This is a genomic window from Billgrantia bachuensis (genome assembly GCF_011742165.1).
Lineage (GTDB): Bacteria > Pseudomonadota > Gammaproteobacteria > Pseudomonadales > Halomonadaceae > Halomonas > Halomonas bachuensis.
On the sequence record NZ_JAAQTO010000054.1, the window covers coordinates 14,954 to 38,691 of the forward strand.

Consider the following 23,738-nt stretch of genomic DNA (forward strand, 5'->3'; position numbering starts at 1 on the left):
CGCAATCGCTGCCGGGAGCCCAACGGATGACGATGGTGTCGTTTCGATCTCGACCATGGCGTTTCTCCACTTCCTTGTCGCTCGTTGGGTGGCCTTGGCTCAACGCCCTTCGTCGCTGCGTTCCTGTGCCGGCCCCTTGTGGTCCGGCATATCCTTGCTGAGGTTGTGGGCGCTGTTGATCAGCCCTACGTGGGAGAAAGCCTGCGGGAAATTGCCCAGCTGGCAACGCGCAATGGGATGATACTCCTCGGCGAGAAGACCGAGATCGTTGCGTACGCTGAGCAGCTTGTCGAAGAGATCGCGCGCCTCGTCGTGGCGACCGAGCAGCTCAAGCGTATCCACCAGCCAGAAGCTGCAGACCAGAAAGGCGCCTTCTCCCTCCGTCAGATGACGATCCTCGTCGCCGTGGGAGTAGCGGTAGACGAAGCCGTCATGCACCAGCTCGGCCTGTATGGCTTCGATCGTGCCGAGAATGCGCGGATCCTCGATGGGAAGAAAGCCGACCTGCGGCAGCAGCAACAGCGAGGCGTCCAACGCGTCCGCGCCATAAGACTGGACGAAGCTGTTGCGCTCGCGATTGAAGCCGTGAGTACAGACGTCGTCATGGATGCGCTGGCGCAGCGCTCGCCAGCGCTGAACGTCGCCATCGAGGCCGAAATGCTCGGCGCCCTTGATGACGCGATCCACCGCGACCCAGGCCATGACCTTGGAGTGGGTGTAGTGACGTGGGGGCTCGCGACTCTCCCACAGGCCGGCTCCTTTCTCGCTCCAATGCTGTTCGAGAAAATCGATCATCTTGCACTGGATGTCCCACATGTTGTGGGAGGGCTCGATATGGTGGACGCGAGCGAGGTGCAGACCATCCATCACTTCGCCATAGACGTCGAGCTGGTTTTGCCGGAAGGCATCGTTGCCGATGCGCACCGGTCGGCAGCCATTGAAGCCCTCCAGCCATTCGATCTCATGCTCGTAGAGTCGCCGCTCCCCGGCCAGGCCGTACAGCGGCTGTAGCTTGCCGGGGTCACCGGCCACCGCACGCAGCAGCCATTCACGCCAGGCGTAAGCCTCATCCCGGTAGCCCGAGGAGAGCAGGGCATAGAGCGTGAACGTGGCATCGCGCAGCCAAGTATAGCGATAGTCCCAGTTGAGGCCGGCACCGGGTTGCTCGGGCAGGGATGTGGTAGGGGCGCCCACCATGCCGCCGGTTTCGATGTGAGTGAGCGCCTTGAGCGTGATCAAGGATCTCACCACCGGCTCACGGTAGCGATCGGCAACCTGACAGCGTGAACTCCATTCGCGCCACCAGCATTCGGTTTCTTCGAGCGAGCGCAGCGCATCCCGATGGCTGGGGACGTTGCGAAAAGGGGTGTACCAGGTCAGTACGAACGGGACTTGCTCACCGGCACGAACCTCAAAGGAGGCAATGATGTCGCTGCCTCGAGTTTCCAGTCCGATGGGGGCTGCCATACGCAACCCATCGGGGCCCGCCACGGCGGAAATACAGTCTTCATCCTGGCTTAGCCAGGGCATCAAGCGACCGTATCCGAAACGAAAGGCAGCATGGCAACGCATTGGCACGCAACCGCTACGGCCTTCGACGATACGCATCACGTCCTCTTCGTTGTCGCCCTTGCTGGCAACCGGCATGAAGTCGATCACGGCGACACTGCCTTGGGCCGTCTCGAAGAGCGTCTCGAGCACAAGCGTCTCGCCGCGGTAGCGACGCGAGCGGCTCCTTACCGCTTCGGAGGGCTGGATACACCAATGGCCATTGTTCTCATCCCCAAGCAGCGCCGCGCAGCAGGCATCCGAATCGAACCGTGGCAGGCACAGCCAACTGATCGAGGCGTCGCGATCGATGAGCGCGGCCGTACGCATGTTGCCGATGAATCCGTAGTCCTCGATCTTCCGTGTCGCTTGATCCACTTCGATTCCCTCCTGTGCGCTTCCCTGTCGTTATGAACTACGACGTCTTGAGTGGTACGAGTCGAGCCATGATGGCAAAAAAGAACAAAAAACCGCTTTTCTTTACATCGCGGAGAGGCGATTAAATAGCTTTTTCATTCTCTTCCTCTGCACGTTTTGTCCCGTTAGAGGATCGCTGTGTAACGCCTTCTTGTCGAAAGAGAAGTAAGGCCCGTATTTGCTTTAACTAACTGCTATTAAAGTAAGTTCTAGAATTATCGGCACGGGCAAGCGAAGCGAAACCGTTATTGTCGAGTCACATTGACCATCCTAATACAGATGACTATAGCTCTAGTGATTTCCATGGAAAGAGTGTGCTTGGGAGCGTCGAATCCGAGCACTGACGAATGCTATGGGAGAGCAAACATGAGCGAGCAAGTCGGCGACTTCATCATCAGGCGCCTGGGCGAATGGGGCGTCAAGCGTATCTACGGCTACCCGGGCGATGGCAGCAACGGCATCATGGGGGCCTTGAACCGTGCGGACGATCGCTTCGAGTTCATCCAGACGCGTCACGAGGAGATGGCGGCCTTCATGGCCTGTGCCCATGCCAAGTTCACCGGTGAGGTGGGGGTCTGTACCGCCACTTCGGGGCCTGGCGCCATCCACCTGCTCAATGGGCTCTATGATGCCAAGAAGGATCATCAGCCCGTCGTGGCCATCGTCGGTCAGCAGGCGCGAGCTGCCATGGGCGGCGAGTATCAGCAGGAGGTGGATCTCGTCTCGCTGTTCAAGGACGTCGCTCACGAATTCGTCCACATGGCGACCAGCCCCGCTCAGGTTCGCCACTTGATCGACCGTGCGATCCGCATTGCGCTTTCCGAGCGCACCGTGACCGCCGTGATCGTGCCCAACGACCTGCAGAGTCAGCCGGCGGTGGAAAAACCGCCTCACGCCCACGGTACGGTTCACTCGGGGGTCGGCTATGCGCGTCCGCGGGTGGTGCCCCATGAAGAGGAGCTGCGCCGGGCCGCCGCCGTGCTCAACGAGGGTGAGCGAGTCGCAATCCTGGTCGGCGCCGGGGCGCTGGGTGCGGCCGATGAGGTGATCCAGGTTGCCGAACGACTCGGCGCGGGTGTGGCCAAGGCACTGCTCGGACGCGCGGTGCTGCCCGACGACTTGCCTTTCGTGACCGGTTCGATCGGCCTGCTGGGCACCAACGCGAGCTGGGAGCTGATGGCAAACTGCGACACGTTGCTGATGATCGGTTCGGGGTTCCCTTATTCCGAGTTCCTGCCCGAGGAGGGGCAGGCTCGCGGCGTGCAGATCGATATCGACCCGCGCATGCTCAGCATCCGCTATCCGATGGAGGTGAGCCTGGTCGGGGATAGTGCAGGCACGCTGCAGGCGCTTCTGCCTCATCTCAAGCAGAAGGCCGACCATGACTGGCGCGAGCACATCGAGAAAAGCATTGCCCAATGGTGGAAAGTTCTCGAGGAGCGCGCCATGGCCGATGCCGATCCGGTCAACCCGCAACGCGTGTTCTGGGAGCTGTCGCCGAAGCTGCCCGACAACTGCATTCTGACCAGCGATTCCGGCTCCGCCGCCAACTGGTATGCGCGCGACCTCAAGCTGCGCCGCGGCATGATGGCTTCGCTCTCCGGTGGGTTGGCCACCATGGGCAACGGTGTGCCCTACGCCATCGCCGCCAAGTTCGCCCACCCGGAGCGAGTCGCCATCGCCCTGGTGGGCGACGGCGCCATGCAGATGAACGGCAACGCCGAGCTTGTGACCATTGCCAAGTATTGGCAGCGCTGGACCGACCCACGCCTGATCATCATGGTGCTCAATAACCAGGATCTCAATCAGGTGACCTGGGAAATGCGCGTGATGGAAGGCGACCCAAAGTACGAGGCATCGCAGAATATTCCCGACTTTCCATACGCGGACTATGCCGAGCTGATCGGGCTCAAGGGCATCAAGGTCACCGAGCCCGAGGCGCTGGCAGGGGCCTGGGATCGAGCCCTGACGGCTGATCGCCCGGTGGTACTGGAGGTCGTCGCCGACCCGGACGTTCCGCCCATACCGCCGCACATCAAGCGCGAGCAGGCGCAGGCCTATATGTCGGCGCTACTGCATGGCGACCCGGATGCGCTGGGCACCATCAAGGCCTCCTTCAAGCAGTTCGCTCGGGAGTTCGTGCCCAAGGTGCGCAAGCACTGAGCCTCGTTCGGGAGAGGAGGAGCTGCGATGTTGGAGCCATACATCCCCATCGAAGCCCTGGAAGTCTCGGCTTACGAGATTTCCACCGATGCGCCGGAGTCCGACGGCACGCTGCAGTGGGATTCCACCACCTTGGTGCTGGTCGAACTACGTGCGGCTGGCAAGAGCGGGCTCGGCTACACCTACGGGCACCGGGCCTGCGCCACGCTGATCCGCGACAAGCTGGCCGGCATAATCGAAGGGCATGATGCACTTGCGGTGCGGGGAGGGTGGCTGAAGATGGTGGATGCGATCCGCAATTTCGGTCGGCCGGGAGTCAGCTCGATGGCGATCGCTGCCGTCGACGTGGCGATGTGGGATCTCAAGGCGCGCCTGCTCGATATTCCGCTGGTGACGCTGCTGGGCGCGGTACGTCAGGCAGTACCGGTGTATGGCAGCGGTGGTTTCACCTCCTATCCCCACGAGCGGCTTCAGGAGCAACTGTCCGGCTGGGTCGAAGCGGGCATGCGACGGGTCAAGATGAAGATCGGTCGCCAGCCCGAATGCGACCTGGAGCGTATCCGCCTGGCACGCGAGGCGATCGGGCCCTTAGCCGAACTGTACGTCGATGCCAACGGGGCGTATGACCGCAAGCAGGCACTGGCCATGGCCGAAGCCTTCCACATCCATGGGGTCAGCTGGTATGAGGAGCCGGTAACCTCGGACGATTTGGCGGGGCTGCGTCTGCTGCGCGATCGCGCGCCTGCTGGGATAGAGATCTCTGCTGGCGAGTATGGCTATGACCTGCCTTATTTCCGGCGCATGCTCGAGGCTGAGGCAGTGGACGTGCTGCAGGCCGACCTGACGCGCTGCGCCGGAATTACCGGCTTCCTCGATGTCGCCGCGCTGTGCGAGGCCCACCAGCTTCCTCTCTCCTCCCATACCGCACCGGCGCTGCATCTGCATCCCGCCTGCAGTACGGCGCCGCTACGTCATCTTGAATACTTCCACGATCACGCACGGATCGAAGCGATGCTGTTCGAGGGGGGCGTCGTTCCTGATGGCAAGGGAAACCTGCAACCGGACCTCACGCAGCCCGGCCTGGGGCTGAAGTTCAAGCACAAGGAGGCGGAGCGCTACCGTTTGGGCTGACCTCTTTGGCTCTTATCCCCACAATGCGCAGGGATTGGCAATGAACGACATGATCAGTACATCTCGCTCGCAATACCGTGACGAGGCAGGGGCGTACCGCCAACTGGCTCGGGAGCTAGCCGAGGCGATCGAAGGGGAAGTGCGCTTCGACGATGGCAGCCGGGCGCTCTACGCCAACGACGCCTCGAACTATCGTCAGCCGCCGATCGGCGTCACCATCCCCCGCTCGGTGGACGACATCGTTGCCATTCACCGCATTTGTCACGCGCATGGCGTGCCCATCCTGTCGCGCGGTGCCGGTACCAGCCTGTCGGGGGAAACCGTCAACCATGCGGTGGTGATCGACCACTCCAAGTACCTGGATCGCATCGTCGATATCGATACCGTGAATCAGCGGGTCAGGGTGGAGGCGGGGGCGATCAACGACAAGGTCAACCAGGCGCTGGGTCCCTATAACCTGGTATTTCCGCCCGATCCCTCCACCCACGAGTGGTGCACCATCGGCGGCAATGTCGGCAACAACTCCTGTGGGGTGCATTCGGTCCAGGCGCAGTGCTACGGCCACGGGCCTCGCACCTGCGACAACGTGCATTCGCTGGACATTCTCACCTATGACGGTGAGCGCATGACGCTCAAGGATGGCTACAGCGAGGAGGAGATCGACGCCATCATCGCCGCAGGCGGACGCCGAGGTGAAATCTTCCTCAGGCTCAAGAAGCTTCGCGATCGCTACAGCGAACAAATTCGCCAGTGCTACCCGCAGATCGAGCACATGCCGCGTCGTGTCTCCGGCTACAACCTCGACGATCTGTTGCCGGAGCGCGGCTTCAACCTGGCAAGCGCCCTGTGCGGCACCGAGGGCACCTGCATGACGGTACTGCATGCCACGCTCAAGCTGACCGTCAATACCCGGCACCGGACACTGATGGTGGTGGGCTTCGACAGCATCGAGATCGCCGGCGATTATGTACCGACTATCATCGACGCAGCACCGATCGCGCTGGAGGCCATCGACAGGCGGCTGTTTCAGCACGAAGTCGATCAGCATATGCACGAGGAGACCCTCGCCAGGATGCCGGAGGGCAGTGCTTTCCTACTGGTCGAGTTCGGCGGGGAAGATGCCGAGGACACCTGTGCCCAGGCGAGGCGCTTGGTCGAAAAGCTGCAGCGCTCCGATAGCGCGCCGACGGCTTACCGCATCGTCGACGACGGGGACGAAGCCAACCACATCTGGGAAGTGCGCAAGGCCGGGTTGGGGGCGACGGCGTTCCCGCCGCCCAAGAAAGCGCCGCATTGGCCCGGCTGGGAAGACTCGGCAGTACCTCCGGAGCGCGTCGGCGACTACGTGCGCGACCTCAAGGCGCTGTACAGGAAGCACGGCTATGTCGGGGCCATGTACGGTCACTTCGGGCAGGGCTGTATCCACTCACGTATCGACTTCGACCTGCAGAGCGAGGAGGGGGTACGCCAGTATCGCGTCTTCGTGAAGGAGGCCGCCGACCTGGTGGTCGCCTACGGCGGTTCGCTCTCGGGAGAGCATGGCGACGGTCAGGCGCGCGGCGAACTGCTGGAGAGAATGTACGGCCCCGAACTGATCGAGGCGTTTCGTGAGTTCAAGCGCATCTGGGATCCGCAGTGGAAGATGAATCCCGGCAAGGTCATCGATCCCTATCGGCTCGACGAGAACCTGCGTCTGGTCAACTACCGGCCGGAGCCGGTCGCGACTCACTTTCGCTTTCCCGAGGACGAGCGTAGTTTCGGGCGGGTCGCCTTTCGCTGCGTCGGGGTCGGTAAATGTCGCAGCGACAATGGCACCATGTGTCCGAGCTACATGGTGACCCGCGAAGAGAAACACACCACGCGCGGTCGGGCGCGCCTGCTGTTCGAGATGATGAACGGCGAGGTGATTCGCGATGGCTGGCAGTCGGAAGCGGTGCGCGAGTCGCTCGACCTGTGCCTGGCCTGCAAGGGCTGCGTCCACGACTGTCCGGTCAACGTCGACATGGCCACCTACAAGGCCGAGTTCCTGTCGCATTACTATGAAGAGCATCGGCGCCCGCTCAACCACTACGCCTTCGGCTTCATCGACCGCTGGTCGCGGCTGGCGTCGAAGATGCCTGCGCTGGTCAACTTCGTTACTCAAACGTCGCCGGTGAGCAACGTTGTCAAGGCCGTCACCACCATGCCTCAGCAGCGCCAGGCGCCGGTCTATGCTCCCGAAACCTTCAAGGCCTGGTTCGCCAAGCGCCCCATCGTCAACGAACGCGCCCAGCCGGTGATGCTGTGGGCGGACACCTTTACCAATCACTTCTATCCCGACACTGCCCAGGCTGCCACCGAGGTGCTCGAGGCGGCGGGTTATCGCGTCGTGATACCTCCAGAAGGGCTGTGCTGCGGGCGGCCGTTGTACGATTTCGGCATGCTCGACGACGCCAAGGCATACCTTCGGCGAGTGATGGCTACGCTGGGCTCGGCCATCGAGATGAACATGCCGATTATCGGCCTGGAGCCGTCGTGCATTGCGGTGTTTCGCGACGAGCTGATCAACCTCTTTCCGGACGAAGCCCGGGCGCGGCGTTTGAGTGCAAACAGCCTGATGCTCAGCGAGTTCCTGGTGCAGCGTGCCGAGCACTATCAACCTCCACGCTTCGCACGCAAGGCGCTGGTTCATGGCCACTGTCATCACAAGGCCATCATGCACCTGGATGCCGAGAAGACGCTGATGGCGAGGATGGGACTGGAGTACGAAATTCCCGATTCCGGCTGCTGCGGCATGTCCGGCTCGTTCGGCTTCGAGCGCGACAAATACGATGTATCGATTGCCGCCGGGGAACGGGTTTTGCTACCGCAGGTGCGCGAAGCCGAGGCGAGCACCCTGATCATCACCAACGGATTCAGCTGCCGCCAGCAGATTGCCGATACCACCGATAGGCACGCTTTGCATATCGCCGACGTGCTGCGCATGGCCATGGACACTCGGCAGGAATCGCCCAGCGAACTAGCGGAACAGCGCATTGTACGGCGCCGTGCCCTGGCTCAGCGTCGGGCCAATCGGCGTACCGCCGCCGTGGCTGGCGCTCTGGTCGCGGGCGGCTTGGCGGCTTGGGGTTGGCAGCGCCGAGCCAGACGATAGGCAACGATGCCGAAGCAGGCAAGGCAAAGGAGGTGCATATGCAAGACCATCAGGAAGTGGTCGTCGTCACCGGCGCAGGCGCCGGGTTGGGGCGTGCCGTGGCGCGGGAATTCGCTCGTCATGGGGCCGCAGTGGGGCTGATCTCGCGCAGCCCGGGCCGGCTGGAGGCCGTGAAGAGCGAGATCGAGGCGCTCGGGGCACGTGCCGTGACGATGAGCGTCGACGTGGCCGATGCGACCCAGGTCGAACGTGCCGCCGAGCGCATCGAGGCCGAGCTCGGCCCCATCGACATCTGGATCAACGGTGTCATGACCACCGTATTCTCACCTTTGCACGAGATGAGTCCGGACGAGTTTCGCCGCGTGACCGAGGTCACCTACCTGGGCTACGTGCATGGCACGATGGCAGCGCTCAAGCGCATGCCTCGGCGCAACCGCGGCACCATCGTGCAGGTCGGCTCGGCCCTGGCCTATCGTTCGATTCCGTTGCAAAGCGCCTACTGCGGTGCCAAGCACGCCATCAAGGGAATGACCGAGGCGCTGCGCTGCGAACTGATGCATGAGGGCAGTAGCGTACATGTCACCTTGGTCGAGATGCCGGCGCTCAATACGCCCCAGTTCGACTGGTGTCGCAATCGCATGCCCCGGCGCGCCCGTCCCATGGCACCCGTGTTTCAGCCCGAGGTGGGGGCAAGAGCCGTCTACTGGGCCGCGCACGAGCGTCGGCGCGAGCTCCATGTCGGGCTATCGACCGCGGTCACGATCTGGGGGAATCGCCTTTTTCCTGCGCTCATGGACCGGTGGCTGGCGCGCTCTGCCGTCGACGGACAGCAGACCGCCGAGAAGGAGGACCCTGAGCGCCCCGACAACCTGTGGCAGCCGGTCAGGGGCGACATGGGGGCCCGCGGCCGCTTTGGCCGCGAGTCGAAGAGCCGCAGCGAACAGTTCTGGCTGACGACGCACCGTGACCAGGTTGGGCTGATTGCCGGGTCACTGCTGTTGGCCGGGGCCGCTATGCTGTGCACCGCCAAACGGCAACAGCGCCCGACGACGTCACGGCTGCCGGCGCCGCGTTAGCGATCGGCTCCCGTGGACGTCGATTCGCTGTTCGCCTGTGCCATTTCGTCCTCCAGGCGTCGGCGAACGTCGCCGGGCGAGCCGGTGTGGCGCGCCAGCAGATCGTAGGCCACCGGCACCACGAACAGGGTGAAGAGAGTGGCGGCAGCGACCCCGGCGAGAATCACGGTGCCGATCACCATGCGCGATTCGGCGCCGGCGCCGGTCGAGACGATCAGCGGGATGGAGCCGGCCATGGTGGTGACCGCCGTCATCAGGATCGGCCGCAGGCGCGTCACGGAGGCCTCCAGCAGGGCATCGCGGAAGGCGATGCCCTCGTCGCGCAGCTGGTTGGTATACTCCACGATCAGGATGCCGTTCTTCGACGCCAGGCCCATCAACATCACCAGGCCCACCTGACTGTAGATATTGAGCGACTGCCCGGTGAGGTAGAGCCCCAACATGGCGCCGCTCATGGCCAGGGGCACGGTGAGCATGATCACGAAGGGATGAACGAAGCTCTCGAACTGGGCCGCCAAGACCAGGAAGACCACCAGGCCGCCCAGGATCAGCAGGTACAGGGTGGCGCCGCTGGCACGATCGTAGTCGCGTGAAGCGCCGCTGACGTCGGTCTGGGCCTGGCCCGGCAGGACCTCGTCGGCTGCCGCTTCCAGATACTCCAGCGCATCGCCCAGCGCGTAGCCGTCGGCCAGGTTGGCCTCGATGGTGATGGCGCGCAGGCGATTGAAGCGATTGAGCGTGCTGGCGCCGGCCTCGTCGGAGAAGCTCACCAGGCTGGCCAGCGGAATCAGTTCCCCGGTACGCGCCGAGCGTACCTGGATGTTGTCCAGGGCGCGCGGACTCGACTGGTTGGCGCGGTCGCCCTCGAGGATCACGTCATACTCCTGGCCATTGTCGAGGTAGCGGGTCACGTTGCGCCCGCCCAGCATGACCTCGAGGGTCCGGCCGATCTCGGTCACGGTGACGCCCAGGTCGGCGGCCCGCGTATAATCGATCTCGACGCGCAACTGCGGCTGGGTCTCCTTGTAGTTGCTGTCCAGGCCGATCAGGCGCGGATTGTCCTCGCGAATATGCGTCACCAACAGGTCGCGCCACTCGGCGAGTTCTTCATAGGTGCCGCCGCCCAGCACGAATTCAACTGGCTTGCTGATGCGCTGGCCGAAACCCTGGCGCATCACCGGGAAGGCCTGCACACCGGGAAGATCGGCGAGCATGCGCCGCACGTCGTTCATGATCGACCAGGCGTCGCGACGCTCTCCCCAGTCGGCCATGCTGACGATCACGAAGCCGTTGTTGAAGTTCTCGATATTGCCGAATCCTCGTGGTGCCCGGATCACGACCCGCTGCAGATCACCGCTGTCGATCAGCGAGGAGAGGCGCGTCTCGATCTCGTCCATGTAATCCATGGTGTAGTCGAACGTCGCCCCCTCCGGCCCGTTGACCAGAACGATGAAACTGCCGCGGTCCTCCTGCGGGGTGTATTCGCTGGGTAGACGGTCGGCGAGCCATGCGGTGGCGGCGATCAGTCCGATGAATACCGCCAGCACCAGCAACCGGGCCTTGAGCACGCCGACCAGCAGCGTGCGGTAGAGGCGCTGCGAGAACTCCAGCAGCCACTGCACGCCGTGGGCGATATGGCCATCGTGCATGGAGGGCTTGAGGATCTTCGATGCCATCATCGGCGTCAGCGACAGGGCCAGCACGCTGGAGATCACCACCGCAGCGGCCATGGTCAGGGCGAACTCGGAGAACAGGCGGCCTACGTTGCCCTGCAGGAAGCCCAGCGGTACGAATACCGCGACCAACACCAGGGTGGTGGCAATGACGGCGAAGGCGATCTGACGGCTGCCGCGAAAGGCTGCGACCAGCGGCGTCTCGCCATAGTCGTGCATGCGCCGATGAATGTTCTCGAGCACCACGATGGCGTCGTCGACGATCAGGCCGATCGCCAGTACCAGGGCCAGCAGGGTGAGCAGATTGATCGAGAAGCCCATCAGCGCCAGTGCCATGAAAGAGCCGATGATGGCGATCGGTACGGTAACGGCGGGAATCAGCGTGGTGCGCACGTTGCCGAGGAACAGGAAGATCACCACCACGACCAATCCCATGGCGATGAACAGGGTGAGCACGACCTGTTCGATGGCGCCCGAGACGAACACCGAGGCATCATAGTTGAGGCGCAGCGACATGCCGTCGGGCAGGCTGTTCTGTACTCGCTCAAGCTCCGCCTGGACTCCCTGCGATACCTCGAGTACGTTCGCGGTGGATTGCTTCATGATGCCCAGGCCCACCATCGGCACACCGTTGGCGCGGAAGATCGAGCGATCCTCCACCGAGCCGATCTCCACCCGTGCCACATCGCCCAGGCGCACCAGGTAGCCGTCGCCGCCGCGGGCCAGGGCCAGGCGCTCGAAGTCCCCTGGCTCGGCGAAACTGCGCGGCAGGCGTACCACGAACTGCCGATCATTTGATTCGATGGCGCCCGCGGGAAGTTCGACGTTCTCGGCGCGCAGGGCGCTCTCCACATCCCCGACGGTCAGATCGCGGGCGGCCAAAGCGTTGCGGTCGAGCCACACACGCATGGCGTATTCACTACCGCCGCCCACGCGCACGCGCGCCACTCCGGGTTGCACGGAGAAGCCATCCACCAAGTAACGCTCGGCGTAATCGGTCAGTTCGGAAATGGTATAGCCGGCGCCGGAGAGGGACAGCCACAGCACCACCTCTTCGCTCGAATCGGTTTTCTGCACCTCCGGCGGGTCGGCTTCGTCGGGCAGGTTGCGCAGCGCCCCCGAGATGCGGTCACGCACGTCGTTGGCCGCCGCATCGATATCCATGTCGAGGCGAAACTCGATGTCGATGCGCGACTGGCCATCCTCGCTGGTCGAGGTGATCAGTTCGATGCCCTCGACCCCGGCGATGCGATCCTCCAGCACCTGGGTAATGCGGGTCTCCACCACGCTGGCCGAGGCGCCGGGGTAGCGAGTCTCGATGCTGACCACCGGCGGGTCGATGGAGGGGTATTCCTGCAGCGGCAGTCGCTGCAGGGCCAGCAGGCCGAAGGCGACGATCAACAGGGCCAGTACGGTAGCGAGCACCGGGCGCTGGACGGAGATATCCGAGAGCCGCATCAGGCGTCTTCCTCGTGACGGTTGGCCTCGAGGATCTCGCGGACCGAGGTGTCGTCGTCGGCAATGCCTAGAATCCGCACCCGATCGCCTTCGTGGGCACGCTGCAGGCCGTGGCTGACCAGCAGCTCACCGCCTGCGAGCCCTTCGAGAATCTCGGCCTGACCGGTACGGCGTTCGCCGACTCTCACCTGACGTCGCACCAGGCGATTATCGTCGCCTTCGTCGATCACCAGCACGTACTGCCTGTCGCCGCTGGGAACCAGCACCGACTCGGGCACCACCACCGCCTGGCGCGGATTGCGCCGCAGCACCACCTCCATCAGCATGCCGGGGCGCAGGCGCAGCTCGGGGTTGTCGAGCTTCGCCCGCACCGCGACGCTGCGACTGACCGGATCGACCCGAGAACCGATGCTGGCCACCTCGCCCTCGAAGCGCTCGTCGGGAAAGGCCGCACTGCGGGCAGTCAGTGGCAAGCCAGGTTCGAGAATCGACAGGAAGGACTCCGGCACGCTGAAATCGAGCTTCATCTCGTCGAGCTTGTCCAGCGTGACCAGTTCCGTGCCGGGCGTGACCAGGCTGCCCAGGCTGATGTTGCGAAACCCCACCCGGCCGGCGAACGGCGCGCGAATCCGGTAGTTGGTCAGCCGTGCCTCCAGAGCCTGAACCTCGGCCTCGACCTGGCGCAGCTGCGCCTGGCTGTCCTCGACGTCGGCGCGCGGCGCCATGTTGCGGCTCTGCAACTGGCTCAAGCGGTCGACCGTGCCGCGGCGCTCGTCGCGCAGCGCCTGGGTGGCACGCAACTGGGCGCGTTCCTCGCTGTCATCCAGGCGGATCAGCAGCTGCCCCGCTTCCACCATCTCACCATCCTGAAAGTTCAGTTCCGCCACCAGCTCGGTGACCGTGGCCGAGAGCGTCACGCTCTCGTCGGCACGTAGCGTCCCCAATGCCTCCAACGGGTCGGACCAGGGCTCGACGCTGGCGCGGGCGCCGATTACCGCCGGATGCTCCTGGGCGGCAACGAGCGTGTGGGGGGCAAGCACGAGGCCTGCGATCAGGGCAAGGGCCAGACAGAGCGGGCCGGTCAGCGTGGCCAGGCATCGGGCCAGCGCGAGGGGGTAGGGGCGCGTTGGTTTCATGAGGGCTCGTTATCGTGGTTCGGCAGGCGCGAGAGGGCGCCACGTCCCTGGGCGCTTCCTTGACAGCCTACTCATCTTGTCGGCATCGAATGTGACAATAAATTAGCAATATCCATTCTACCTCGGGTTTTCAACTGTATAGCTCTTGTATAGGGAAATCAATTTGTGCCCTAGCGCGCACCTCATTCCTCTCTTTTGCAAGATCCTTCCATTGCTTTGCAAGATTCTCCAAGCGTAACCGTTTTGTAACGGCGATGATCAAGTCGTGAGCCGGGGCCAGAGGCACCGGTTCCCGACAGCAGCAAGCTTGAATAAAAACCTGATTGGGAGAAAGACCATGAGCAAGCTGATGCAGGGTATCGAGCGCTTCTGGCGCGAAGAAGAGGGTACAGAGGTGGTGGAGTGGGCCTTGGTTGGAGGGCTCGTTGTGGCAATTGGTGCAGCTGTTTTTGTCACTATCGGAACAGATGCGAAAACTCAACTTGATAAGATTGCTGCGGCAATTCCAGACACCTGATTAGTGTAGAGAGTGCTAAGGCGCCGGTAGAAATGCCGGCGCCATTTAAAAGTTAAATGAATAAAAAAGCTGGAGAGGAAGAGAATGAATCAATACGTTTCAATAATTCTTCTTTCGCTGCTTCTTGTATGGTGCGCAGCAGCTTGGGACATACGCACGCACCGTATCCCCAACCTTCTCGTTCTGGCCGGGGCCGCCGTGGGTTTTCTGCTGCAGGGATGGGCAGCAGGAATCGGTGGTGTCCTGGCCGCCATCTACGGACTTCTGGTTGGGTTGGCCATCCTGCTTCCCGGCTACTTGATGGGATTTACCGGTGCCGGCGATGTCAAGTTTATGGCGGCAATAGGCACCTTTCTGGGTCCGATGGGAGTGTTCCATGCTGCCATTGTTAGCGTGTTTATTGGTGGAATTATTGCCCTTGGGTTTGCCTTGAGTGCATTCGTATTTCGCCATTCTATTTCTCCCTGGGGGCGCTATGGATTGATGTTTCGCACCCTGGTGATTACCGGTCGTCCGCTCTATATCCCACCTGAAGAGGGTGAGGTCATGAGTCGTAAATTCCCCTTTGCCATTTCTATTGCTCTGGGAACCACTGCCTGGATCACCTGGCAGTGGCAACTGGCATAGGTCGAAAAAGTTTTGGGAGGTGGCGGCGTGGATACAAAAAATAACACCAAATACATCGGTGGCCCTGAGCAGCGGAATCTGCCGGAGAATGCTCGCGCCGAGGCCTTGCCGCCGCGTCCCACCAGCGTCGAGGAGACCGGCCTCTCGCCGCTCTATCTCGCCGACCTGCTTTCGAAGCAGCTGTTCGAGCAGGGTGTACTCGACCTGCGTCAGTTGAGCCGCAGCGCGGCCTTGGCCGGCAGCGTGGTGGAAGCCATCTGCCATCAGCTGCGCCGCGAGGGGCGCGCCGAGGTGCGCGGCCAGGCCGACAGCGGCGCGCTGCGCTTCGGCCTCACCGAGCTGGGCCGCGCCGCCGCCCTGGAGGCGCTGGCCCGCGACGGCTACGCCGGGCCCGCGCCGGTGCCGCTGGAAGCCTATACCGCCCGGGTGCGAGCCCAGGCCCTGAGCGATGCCGGCATCAGCCGCGACCGGGTGATGTCGGCCTTCGCCGATACCGTGATCGACTCGATGCTGCTCGACCAGCTCGGCCCCGGGCTGCACTCGGGGCGGGCCATGTTCATTCATGGCGAGCCGGGCACCGGCAAGAGCTATGTCGCCCGCCGCCTGGCGCGCCTGCTGCCCGGCGAGGTACTCATCCCCTACGCCGTCCTGGCGGGGGGCAAGGCCGTGCGCTGCTTCGACCCCGCGGTACACAGCCCGCTGGCACCGCTGGACGAGCCGGCCGAGGCCGCCTCGACGCTACTGCTGGCCGAGGGCCACGACCCGCGCTTCGTGCGCTGCCGGCGCCCCTGCGTGGCCGCCGGCGGTGAGCTGACCATGGAGCGCCTGGAGATCCAGTACGATGCTGCCACCCACATCCACCAGGCGCCGGTCCAGCTGCTGGCCAACAACGGCATGCTGATCATCGACGACCTGGGCCGGCAGCGGATGCCGCCGATGGAGCTGTTCAATCGCTGGATCGTGCCGCTCGAGGAGCGCCGCGATTTCCTGGCGCTGGCCAGCGGCTACCACTTCAGCGTGCCCTTCGACGTGGCACTGGTGTTCTCCACCAACCTCGACCCGCTGTCGCTGGCCGATGCCGCCTTCCTGCGCCGCATCGGCTACAAGATTCGCTTCGCACCGCTGGATCCGGACGCCTACCGGCGGATCTGGGCCCTGCAGTGTCGCGAGAACGGCATTCCCTTCGATCCCGCCCTGGTCGACTTCGTGATCTATGAGCTGCATGCGCGCTTCGGCGCGCCGCTGCTGGCCTGCCACCCACGCGACCTGCTGGGGCTGGCGGCGGATCACCTGCGTTACTGGGGCGGCGAGGCACCCGACCGGGAGGTGCTCGCCTGGGCCTGGCAGACCTATTTCGGCGATTTCTCGGATGGCGACCGCGCAGGCGGTGACGGCAATACGAGCGGGAGGAACGCATCATGAAGAAGAAAGGCGTTGTCACGATGTTCGGTGTCTCGCTGCTGATGGCCGGCGGTGCGGCGCTGATCGCCATGAGCTGGATGCAGGAGCAGAACCGGGAGCACGACTCCCTGGCCGAGGCTGGCCAGGTGGTGGTGGCGGCCCTGCAGATTCCCTTCGGCACCACGGTGCAGGCCAGCGACTTGAAGATGCTGCGGCTGCCACCGGACTCGGTGCCGCCCGGCAGCTTCAACGACATCGAGAACGTGGTGGGGCGGGTCAGCAATCAGGTGATCTATGCCGGCGAGATCCTCCATGAGGGCCGCGTGGCCGAACACCTCGGCGGCAGCGCCCTGGCCGCGCTGCTCGACCAGGGCAAGCGGGCCATGAGCGTGCGCGTCGACGACGTGGTCGGGGTAGCCGGCTTCCTGCTGCCGGGCAATCGCGTCGACGTGGTGTCCAGCAAGCGCAACGGCAGCCGCGACAGCGTCGAGTCGAAGACGGTCTTGCGCAACCTCAAGGTGCTGGCAGTGGACCAGATCGCCTCCCAGGAGCGTGACGGGCCGGTAATCGTGCGGGCCGTGACGCTGGAGGTTGACCCCACCCAGGCGGAAACCCTGGTCAAGGCTACCCAGGAGGGCAAGGTACAGCTGACCCTGCGCAATCCGCTGGATGACGAGGTGCCCGACCTGCTTGCCACCCAGCGCGAACTGCTCAACGTTGAGCCGCCCCGCGTGCGCAGCGAGCCGACGCCACAGCGAACCACCGTCGCCCAGGTACAGCGCCGCGTGACGGTCATTCGCGGCACCGAGGCCAGCACAGTGAACGTACGCAACTGAAGCTCGAGCGAGAGTCGGATTGCGGCATCAGGGCTGACTGCCGGGGCGGTTCGGCCAAATAGAACAGGGGCAGGGGAGAAGCGTCATGAGCATTCAAGGTGCGCAGTGGAAGGGGCTGATGTTGGCCGGGTTCGCCGCCCTGGCCCTGGGCTGGGCGGCCACGCTGGAAGCGCAGGAGAGCACTCGCAGCGTGGCCATGCCGGTGGAGGGCCGGGCGGTGTCGGTAGCGGTGGAGCTGAACAAGGCCCAGGTGCTGCAATTCCCGAGGGCGGTACGGGTGGTGTCGGTGGGCAACCCCGAGATCGCCGACCTGGTGGTGATGGGCTCGCGCCAGCTCTACGTGCTGGGCAAGTCCACCGGCACCACCAACGTGGTGCTGTGGGACCAGTCGGAGAACATCCAGGGCACGCTCAACGTCACCGTGACCCATGATCTCGAGGCGCTCAAGGGCCACCTGCACGCGCTGCTGCCGGACGAGAATATCCAGGTGCGTTCGGCCCAGGACAGCATCGTGCTCAGCGGCGAGGTTTCCAGCGCCGAGCGGCTCGATACCGCGCTGCGACTGGCGACTCGCTTCGCCGGCGGCGGCGAGGATGCGGTACTCAACCTGATGCAGGTGGGTGGGGCCAACCAGGTGATGCTCGACGTGCGCGTGGCGGAGGTCTCGCGCTCGTTGGTCAAGCGGCTGGAAGCCAACTTCAACGTCTTCCACATTGGCTCGTCGGCGCTGCGTGGCGGGGCGGTCAGCGGCGGGGCGACCTTCCCCGATGCGATCTTTGAAGGAGTCGATGGTCTGGAAGGTCGCGTGCCCGTATTTGGCGGAAGTCCTACGATTGGTCCCGTCATTGATGAGTTTGCACCGGCTACCGCCACCATCGAGGATACCGGCATCTTCGCCAGCTACCAGCGCAGCGACTATCTGCTCAATCTGGTGCTCGATGCGGCCAGCCGCGAGGGGGTGGCCAAGATCCTCGCCGAGCCCAATCTCACCACTCTGACCGGCCAGCAGGCGCGCTTCCTTGCCGGCGGTGAGTTTCCCATTCCGGTGCCCCAGGGCGACGGCCAGGTTGCCATCGAGCACAAGGAGTTCGGCGTCGGCCTGAGCTTCCTGCCGGTGGTGCTGGATTCCGGCTCGATCAACCTGCAGGTCGATGTCTCCGTCTCCGACCTGGTGCCCGCCAACAGCCTGCGCATCGGCGTCGGCGATCAGGTGGCGTCGCAGTTCTTCGTCCCGGCGCTGGTCAAGCGCAGCGCCAGCTCGAGCTTGGAGCTGGCCTCGGGCCAGACCATCGCCATCGCCGGCATGCTCAACGAGAGCCTGCGCGAGAACGTCTCCAAGCTCCCGGGTCTGGGCGAACTGCCAGTGCTTGGCGCGCTGTTCCGCAGCCAGGAGTACATCAAGGAGCAAACCGAGCTGGTGATCTTCGTCACCCCGCGGCTGGCGCGCTCCTTCGCACCGGAGCAGGCCCGGCTGCCCACCGGGTCGTTCGTGCCCCCCAGTGACCTGGAATTCTACCTGCTCGGCCGCTACCAGGCCGGCGGCGACGAGGGCGGCTCGCGGCCGCGCCCCAGTAGCCTGGACCTGGAGTTGATGTCGAGCCGTCGCGCGGGCGGCACCGAGGGCCGCTTCGGCCACGACCTGTGAACCGATCACCATGACGGGAGTGCCACATCATGTCCTCATTACCTGCATTCCAACACCTTGCCGCCGTGTCGCTCGGGCGCTACGCCTGGCGGGTGTCGCTCGTCGTCACCCTGGGGCTGGCCGGCTGCGTAGCGCCAAAGCCGGGAGCCGACCTGCCCCCCTTTGGTGACACGGTGAACCACACCAAGCAGCTGCAGACCTATTCGCCCGGTGACGATGCCCCGCCGCTGGGGGGCGCCAAGGCGGCCGAAGCGATGCGCGGCTATCGCGGTGCCGAATCGGGCGGGCAGCAGACGGTTCCCATGACCTCCAGCTCGCTGCCCTGAAGCGACGAGACGCCGCAAACGGAACGGCGGCACGAGTGCCGGTGGCTTGCCACCGGCGAAACAGAGCGACGATCAACGGGTGTATTACCATGCTGACACGGCTCGAGATACGGCTGGTAGGGCGCGCACGGGTGGACATGGAGGCGCTGGAGGCCCTGCTGCGCAGCCAGGGTGACATCAACGTCACCCAGCGGCTGCTCTACAACGGCAGCGTCGATCCCCTGGAAGGCGTCGAGACGCTGCCCGATGCCCTGGTACTGATGGTGGGGGAAAACTGGGAAGCGGAGCTGATGGCGCTGTGCGAACGCCCCGTCGGCGAGCGCCCGCCGCTGCTGGTGGTGGGGCCCAAGGGCAACGTGGAGCTGATCCGCCTGGCCATGCGGGCCGGTGCCCGCGACTTTTTCTCGCCCCCCGTCGACGACGGCGAGATCAGTCGCTTCCTGCGCGAGATCGTCCGCGATCGGCGCGAGGAGCTGGCGCGCCCCGCCGCGACCCTGACCGCCGTGATCAATGCCAAAGGCGGTTCAGGCGCCAGCCTGGTGGCGGCCAACCTGGCCCATCGCCTGGTGGTGGAAGGCAAGGAGTGCGCCCTGGTGGACCTGGACGTGCAGTTCGGTTCGCTGCCGCTCTACTTCAACCTGACCCCGGACCATGGGCTGGTGCAGGCGCTGGAAGCCGCCGACAGCCTCGACACCTTGGCCATGTCGGCCTACATCCAGCGTCACGAGAGCGGCCTCGGTCTGCTCGCCTCGTCGCCCGAGGATCGTGCCAGCCTCGCCGAGGTGCCCGAGATCCGGGTCGAGCAACTGCTCCACGTGCTGGGCCAGGACCACGACGAGGTGGTGGTCGACCTGCCGCGCTGGATCAACGGCGCCACGGCCTGCGTGCTGGAGCGCGCCGACCGCGTGCTGATGGTCATGCAGCAAAGCGTTGCTCACTTGCATGACGCCCAGCGCCTGCGCGACATCCTGGTGCATGAGCTGGGCCTGCCGCCGTCGCGTATCGCGGTGGTGGTCAACCGCTTCGACAAGCGCAACGACGTATCCCTCGGCGCCATCGGCGATGCCCTGCCGAAGCTGCCGTTGCACACCCTGCCCAACGACTATCGCCACGCCAGCCAGAGCATCAACGTTGGTAGCCCGCTGATCGACCTGGCGCGCAAGGCCGCGTTGACCCGCTCGCTCAAGGCCCTGGCGCTCACGCTCGTGACACCGCGTGTAGCTCCGGCACGGACGCGGCGCTGGTCGCTAAGGCTGTGGAATCGTACCCAACACTGACGCTGACCGGAGACAGGCTCATGAATTTCCGTGAACGCATGACGGCAGGAGAGGAAGATCGGACCTGGGGCGGCCGCGCGCTGGCGGGGACCAGCCTGTCGCCGGCCGAGCAGGAGTTCAAGCAGCGCCTGTTCCGCCAGCTGGTCAAGGTAATGGACCTGGCGCTGCTCAGCACGCTGGACGAACGCGAGGCGCGCAGCCAGGTGCAGCAGGTGTGCGAGGCGCTGATAGGCAGGGAGACGCTGCCGTTCAACGCGGCCGTGCGCCAGCGCATCGTCAGCGAACTGCAGGACGAGGTGCTGGGCCTGGGGCCGCTGGAGACCCTGCTCGCCGACAAGACGGTCTCGGACATCCTGGTCAACGGCACCAAACCCATCTACGTCGAGCGTCGCGGCAAGCTGGAGCGGACGGTGCTGCGCTTCGACAGCGACCAGCACCTGATGACCATCATCGACCGCATCGTGTCGAGCGTGGGGCGGCGTGTCGACGAATCCTCGCCGATGGTCGATGCCCGGCTCAAGGATGGCTCGCGGGTCAACGCGGTGATACCGCCGCTGGCCATCGACGGGCCGATGCTGTCGATCCGGCGTTTCGCCGTGGATCGCCTGACGGTGGAGAACCTGATCGCCCACGGCAGCCTCTCACCGGTCATCGCCCAAGTACTGGAGAAGGTGGTCAAGGCACGGCTCAACGTGCTGGTTTCGGGCGGCACCGGTGCCGGCAAGACCACTCTGCTCAACGTGCTGTCGGGCTTCATCCCGCCTGACGAGCGCATTGTCACCATCGAGGACTCCGCCGAGCTGCAGCTGCAGCAGCCCCATGTCGGCCGCCTGGAGACGCGCCCGCCCAACATCGAGGGGCGCGGCGAGGTGTCCCAGCGCGATCTGGTGCGCAACAGTCTGCGCATGCGCCCCGACCGCATCATCGTCGGCGAGGTGCGCGGCGGCGAGGCCTTCGACATGCTGCAGGCGATGAACACCGGCCACGACGGCTCCCTGACCACCATCCACGCCAATACGCCGCGCGATGCCCTGACGCGGATCGAGAACATGGTGGCGATGAGCGGCTTCCAGCTGCCGCCGCGCGCGCTGCGCTCGCAGATCGCTTCGGCCATCGACCTGGTGGTGCAGGTAGAGCGCCAGGAAGATGGCGTCCGGCGCCTGGTCAGCGTACAGGAGGTCAACGGCCAGGAAGGTGAGATCATCACCATGTCGGAGCTGTTCCGCTTCGAGCGCGAAGGCCTCGATGAGCACGGCCGCGTGGTGGGGCAGTACCAGGCCACCGGTGTGGTGCCGGGCTTCTACGACCATCTCAAGCGGCGCGGGCTCGACCCGGGGCTGGAAGTCTTCCAACTGGGCGGAGGGCAGCGGCCATGGGCGTGAATCTCAATCTCTCCGACGAGACGATCTTCATCGGCATGATCTTCATCGCCGCCTTCCTGCTGATGCAGAGCTTCCTGGTACCGGCGTTCGGTGAGAACCGCAAGGCGCAGAAGCGGCTCAAGAAGCGACTGCACGCCATCTCGGCCGGGGCGGAGCGCGGTCAGGCCTCGCTGGTGCGGCGCAAGTACCTGCGCCAGCTGTCGCCGCTGGAGCGGGGGCTGGAGGCGCTGCCCGGCATGGCACGGGTCGAGCGGCTGATCGAGCAGGCGGGGCGCGAGACGCCGGCCTACCGGGTGGTGCTGCAGAGCGTCTGCCTGGGGGGCATGTTCGGCGTGGCCGGCTTCTATCTGCTGCCCCAGCCCCTGCTGGGCGTGCTGATGGGGGTTGGCGTGGCGGTGCTGCCGTTCATGCACCTGCAGCGGCTGCGCAGCAGGCGCCTGGCGCGCTTCGAGGAACAGCTGCCCGATGCCTTGATCATCATGGCGCGGGCGCTGCGGGCGGGGCACCCCTTCAGCGACGCCATGCACCTGGTGGCCGAGGAGATGGCGGATCCCATCGCCGGCGAGTTCCGCACCACCTTCATGGAGATCAACTACGGCGGCGAGGTGCGCAGCGCCATGCTGGGCATGCTGGAGCGGGTGCCGAGCGTGACCGTGATGGTGTTCGCGACCTCGGTGCTGATCCAGAAGGAGAGCGGCGGCAACCTGGCCGAGCTGCTCGATGGCCTGGCCTCGGTGGTGCGCGACCGCTTCCGCTTCCAGCGCAAGGTACGCACGCTCTCGGCCCAGGGGCGCATGGCGGCCTGGATCCTCTCGCTGCTGCCGTTTGCCCTGGCCGGCATTCTCACCCTGGTGTCGCCGAAGTTCCTGCCCATGCTCACCCAGGATCCGGTGGGCCGGCAGATGATCGTGGCGGCGTTCGTCATGATCGTGATCGGTATCTTGTGGATGCGCCGCATCGTGCGCATCGACGTCTGAGGAGGGCGCGCTGATGGACGCGGTGACAGCTTGGCTCGACAGGTTCGATGCCTTCACGCAGGACCCCCAGGCCATGCAGCTCGGCTTTGCCGCCTTGCTGGGCCTTGCCGTCTTCGCCCTGATGGTGGCGCTGATGCTGCTGGTAATAGGGCTGTCGGACCCACTGCGGCGGCGCCTCCAGCACCTCGAAGCCAGCGCCGGGACAGCGGCGGGGAATGGCATGGCGGAGGCGGGCGGCGTGGTCCAGTGGCTGGGCCCGATGGGCGAGAAGCTGGTGCCCGGGAAAGAAGAGGTGCGTAGCCGTATCGCCACGGAACTGCGCCATGCCGGCAAGCGCTCGCCGTCGGCGGTCAGCCTGTTCTATGGCATCCGCCTGCTGCTTGCCGTGGTGCCGCCGTTACTGCTGCTGCTGCTCCTTCCGTTGGTGCGCATTCCCTCCGCGATCGCGATCCTGCTGGTCATCTTCGTGGCCATCTTCGGCTACCTGCTGCCGCGCTTCTGGCTGGAGCGCGCGATCAAGCGGCGCACCACGTTGCTGCGCCGCGGCCTGCCCGACGCCCTCGACCTGCTGGTGGTGTGCAGCGAGGCGGGGTTGGGCCTGGGCGCGGCCATCCAGCGGGTGGCGCGCGACCTGGAGGTGAGCCACCCGGAGCTGGCCGACGAACTGCACCTGTTCGGCATGCAGACCCGTGCCGGTATGGACAACAAGACCGCCCTGCGCGACCTCGAGGAGCGCACCGGGGTCGAGGACATCCGCGGCCTGGTCACGACCCTGCTGCAGAGCATGCGCTTCGGCACCAGCATCGCCATGACCCTGCGTCTATTCGCCGTGGAACTGCGCGACAAGCGCACCCAGGAGGCCGAGGAGAAGGCCGCCAAGGTCAGCACCAAAATGCTGTTTCCACTCATCTTCTGTGTCTTTCCCAGCTTCTTCGTGGTGGCCCTGGGGCCGCCGCTGCTGGGGGCGGCCGCCGCCCTGGCGGGGCGCTGAGCCATCCAACGTCGTACTGGAGGG

At 64.8% G+C, this 23,738-nt stretch carries 17 protein-coding genes; 14 read left to right on the forward strand and 3 right to left on the reverse strand.

The genetic code is table 11. From position 1 onward, the window contains the following. Positions 1-99: 99 nt before the first annotated feature. Positions 100-1,926: a glycoside hydrolase family 15 protein gene (locus tag HBJ55_RS19095; protein ID WP_338072052.1), complete on the reverse strand. Its 1,827-nt coding sequence runs from the start codon at positions 1,924-1,926 to the stop codon at positions 100-102. A 405-nt stretch (positions 1,927-2,331) separates the two neighbouring features. On the opposite strand from HBJ55_RS19095, the gene HBJ55_RS19100 reads away from it, so the two are divergent. From HBJ55_RS19100 to HBJ55_RS19115, 4 genes are read left to right on the forward strand one after another with little or no spacing between them, the layout of a single operon-like run. Continuing rightward, positions 2,332-4,128 (forward strand): thiamine pyrophosphate-requiring protein, encoded by a 1,797-nt coding sequence (locus tag HBJ55_RS19100; protein WP_167118832.1) that lies wholly within the window; start codon positions 2,332-2,334, stop codon positions 4,126-4,128. 27 nt (positions 4,129-4,155) lie between these two features. After that, positions 4,156-5,259: an enolase C-terminal domain-like protein gene (locus HBJ55_RS19105; RefSeq protein ID WP_167118834.1), complete on the forward strand. Its 1,104-nt coding sequence runs from the start codon at positions 4,156-4,158 to the stop codon at positions 5,257-5,259. A gap of 40 nt (positions 5,260-5,299) precedes the next feature. Then, on the forward strand, positions 5,300-8,392 hold the full coding sequence (locus HBJ55_RS19110) for an FAD-binding and (Fe-S)-binding domain-containing protein (RefSeq protein ID WP_206022769.1): 3,093 nt from the start codon (positions 5,300-5,302) through the stop codon (positions 8,390-8,392). Positions 8,393-8,430: 38 nt separating this feature from the next. Then, complete coding sequence (locus tag HBJ55_RS19115) at positions 8,431-9,468, forward strand: SDR family oxidoreductase (RefSeq protein WP_167118837.1); 1,038 nt, start codon at positions 8,431-8,433, stop codon at positions 9,466-9,468. Here the strand turns inward: HBJ55_RS19115 and HBJ55_RS19120 are convergent. Together HBJ55_RS19120 and HBJ55_RS19125 are read right to left on the reverse strand one after the other, a co-directional pair. Then, the gene (locus HBJ55_RS19120; protein ID WP_167118839.1) at positions 9,465-12,599 is read right to left on the reverse strand and encodes an efflux RND transporter permease subunit; all 3,135 of its coding nucleotides are present in this window, start codon (positions 12,597-12,599) and stop codon (positions 9,465-9,467) included. The genes HBJ55_RS19115 and HBJ55_RS19120 overlap by 4 nt on opposite strands. Continuing rightward, complete coding sequence (locus HBJ55_RS19125) at positions 12,599-13,735, reverse strand: efflux RND transporter periplasmic adaptor subunit (RefSeq protein WP_167118841.1); 1,137 nt, start codon at positions 13,733-13,735, stop codon at positions 12,599-12,601. Before HBJ55_RS19125 ends, HBJ55_RS19120 begins: the two co-directional genes overlap by 1 nt. 337 nt (positions 13,736-14,072) lie before the next feature. Here HBJ55_RS19125 and HBJ55_RS19130 point away from each other — a divergent pair, with 337 nt between their 5' ends. The 10 genes from HBJ55_RS19130 to HBJ55_RS19175 all read left to right on the forward strand — a co-directional run bounded on the left by HBJ55_RS19130 (position 14,073) and on the right by HBJ55_RS19175 (position 23,714). Continuing rightward, positions 14,073-14,252, forward strand: a complete 180-nt coding sequence (locus tag HBJ55_RS19130) for a Flp family type IVb pilin (RefSeq protein ID WP_167118844.1) — start codon at positions 14,073-14,075, stop codon at positions 14,250-14,252. Between the two features lie 84 nt (positions 14,253-14,336). After that, positions 14,337-14,879 carry an A24 family peptidase gene (locus HBJ55_RS19135; protein ID WP_167118847.1) on the forward strand — a complete coding sequence of 181 codons (543 nt, stop codon included), beginning with the start codon at positions 14,337-14,339 and terminating at the stop codon, positions 14,877-14,879. Between the two features lie 27 nt (positions 14,880-14,906). Continuing rightward, positions 14,907-16,301, forward strand: a complete 1,395-nt coding sequence (locus tag HBJ55_RS19140) for a DUF8689 domain-containing protein (RefSeq protein ID WP_206022770.1) — start codon at positions 14,907-14,909, stop codon at positions 16,299-16,301. After that, the gene (gene cpaB, locus HBJ55_RS19145) at positions 16,298-17,116 is read left to right on the forward strand and encodes a Flp pilus assembly protein CpaB (protein WP_167118850.1); all 819 of its coding nucleotides are present in this window, start codon (positions 16,298-16,300) and stop codon (positions 17,114-17,116) included. Before HBJ55_RS19140 ends, cpaB begins: the two co-directional genes overlap by 4 nt. A gap of 85 nt (positions 17,117-17,201) precedes the next feature. Further along, the gene (locus HBJ55_RS19150) at positions 17,202-18,761 is read left to right on the forward strand and encodes a type II and III secretion system protein family protein (protein ID WP_167118853.1); all 1,560 of its coding nucleotides are present in this window, start codon (positions 17,202-17,204) and stop codon (positions 18,759-18,761) included. A 29-nt stretch (positions 18,762-18,790) separates the two neighbouring features. After that, on the forward strand, positions 18,791-19,087 hold the full coding sequence (locus tag HBJ55_RS19155) for a hypothetical protein (protein ID WP_167118856.1): 297 nt from the start codon (positions 18,791-18,793) through the stop codon (positions 19,085-19,087). Positions 19,088-19,176: 89 nt separating this feature from the next. After that, positions 19,177-20,364: a CpaE/TadZ family protein gene (locus HBJ55_RS19160; protein WP_167118859.1), complete on the forward strand. Its 1,188-nt coding sequence runs from the start codon at positions 19,177-19,179 to the stop codon at positions 20,362-20,364. Between the two features lie 20 nt (positions 20,365-20,384). Further along, positions 20,385-21,746 carry a TadA family conjugal transfer-associated ATPase gene (locus tag HBJ55_RS19165; RefSeq protein ID WP_167118862.1) on the forward strand — a complete coding sequence of 454 codons (1,362 nt, stop codon included), beginning with the start codon at positions 20,385-20,387 and terminating at the stop codon, positions 21,744-21,746. Then, positions 21,737-22,723: a type II secretion system F family protein gene (locus HBJ55_RS19170; protein ID WP_167118865.1), complete on the forward strand. Its 987-nt coding sequence runs from the start codon at positions 21,737-21,739 to the stop codon at positions 22,721-22,723. Before HBJ55_RS19165 ends, HBJ55_RS19170 begins: the two co-directional genes overlap by 10 nt. Before the next feature lie 13 nt (positions 22,724-22,736). After that, on the forward strand, positions 22,737-23,714 hold the full coding sequence (locus HBJ55_RS19175; RefSeq protein WP_167118868.1) for a type II secretion system F family protein: 978 nt from the start codon (positions 22,737-22,739) through the stop codon (positions 23,712-23,714). The last annotated feature ends 24 nt before the right edge of the window (positions 23,715-23,738 follow it).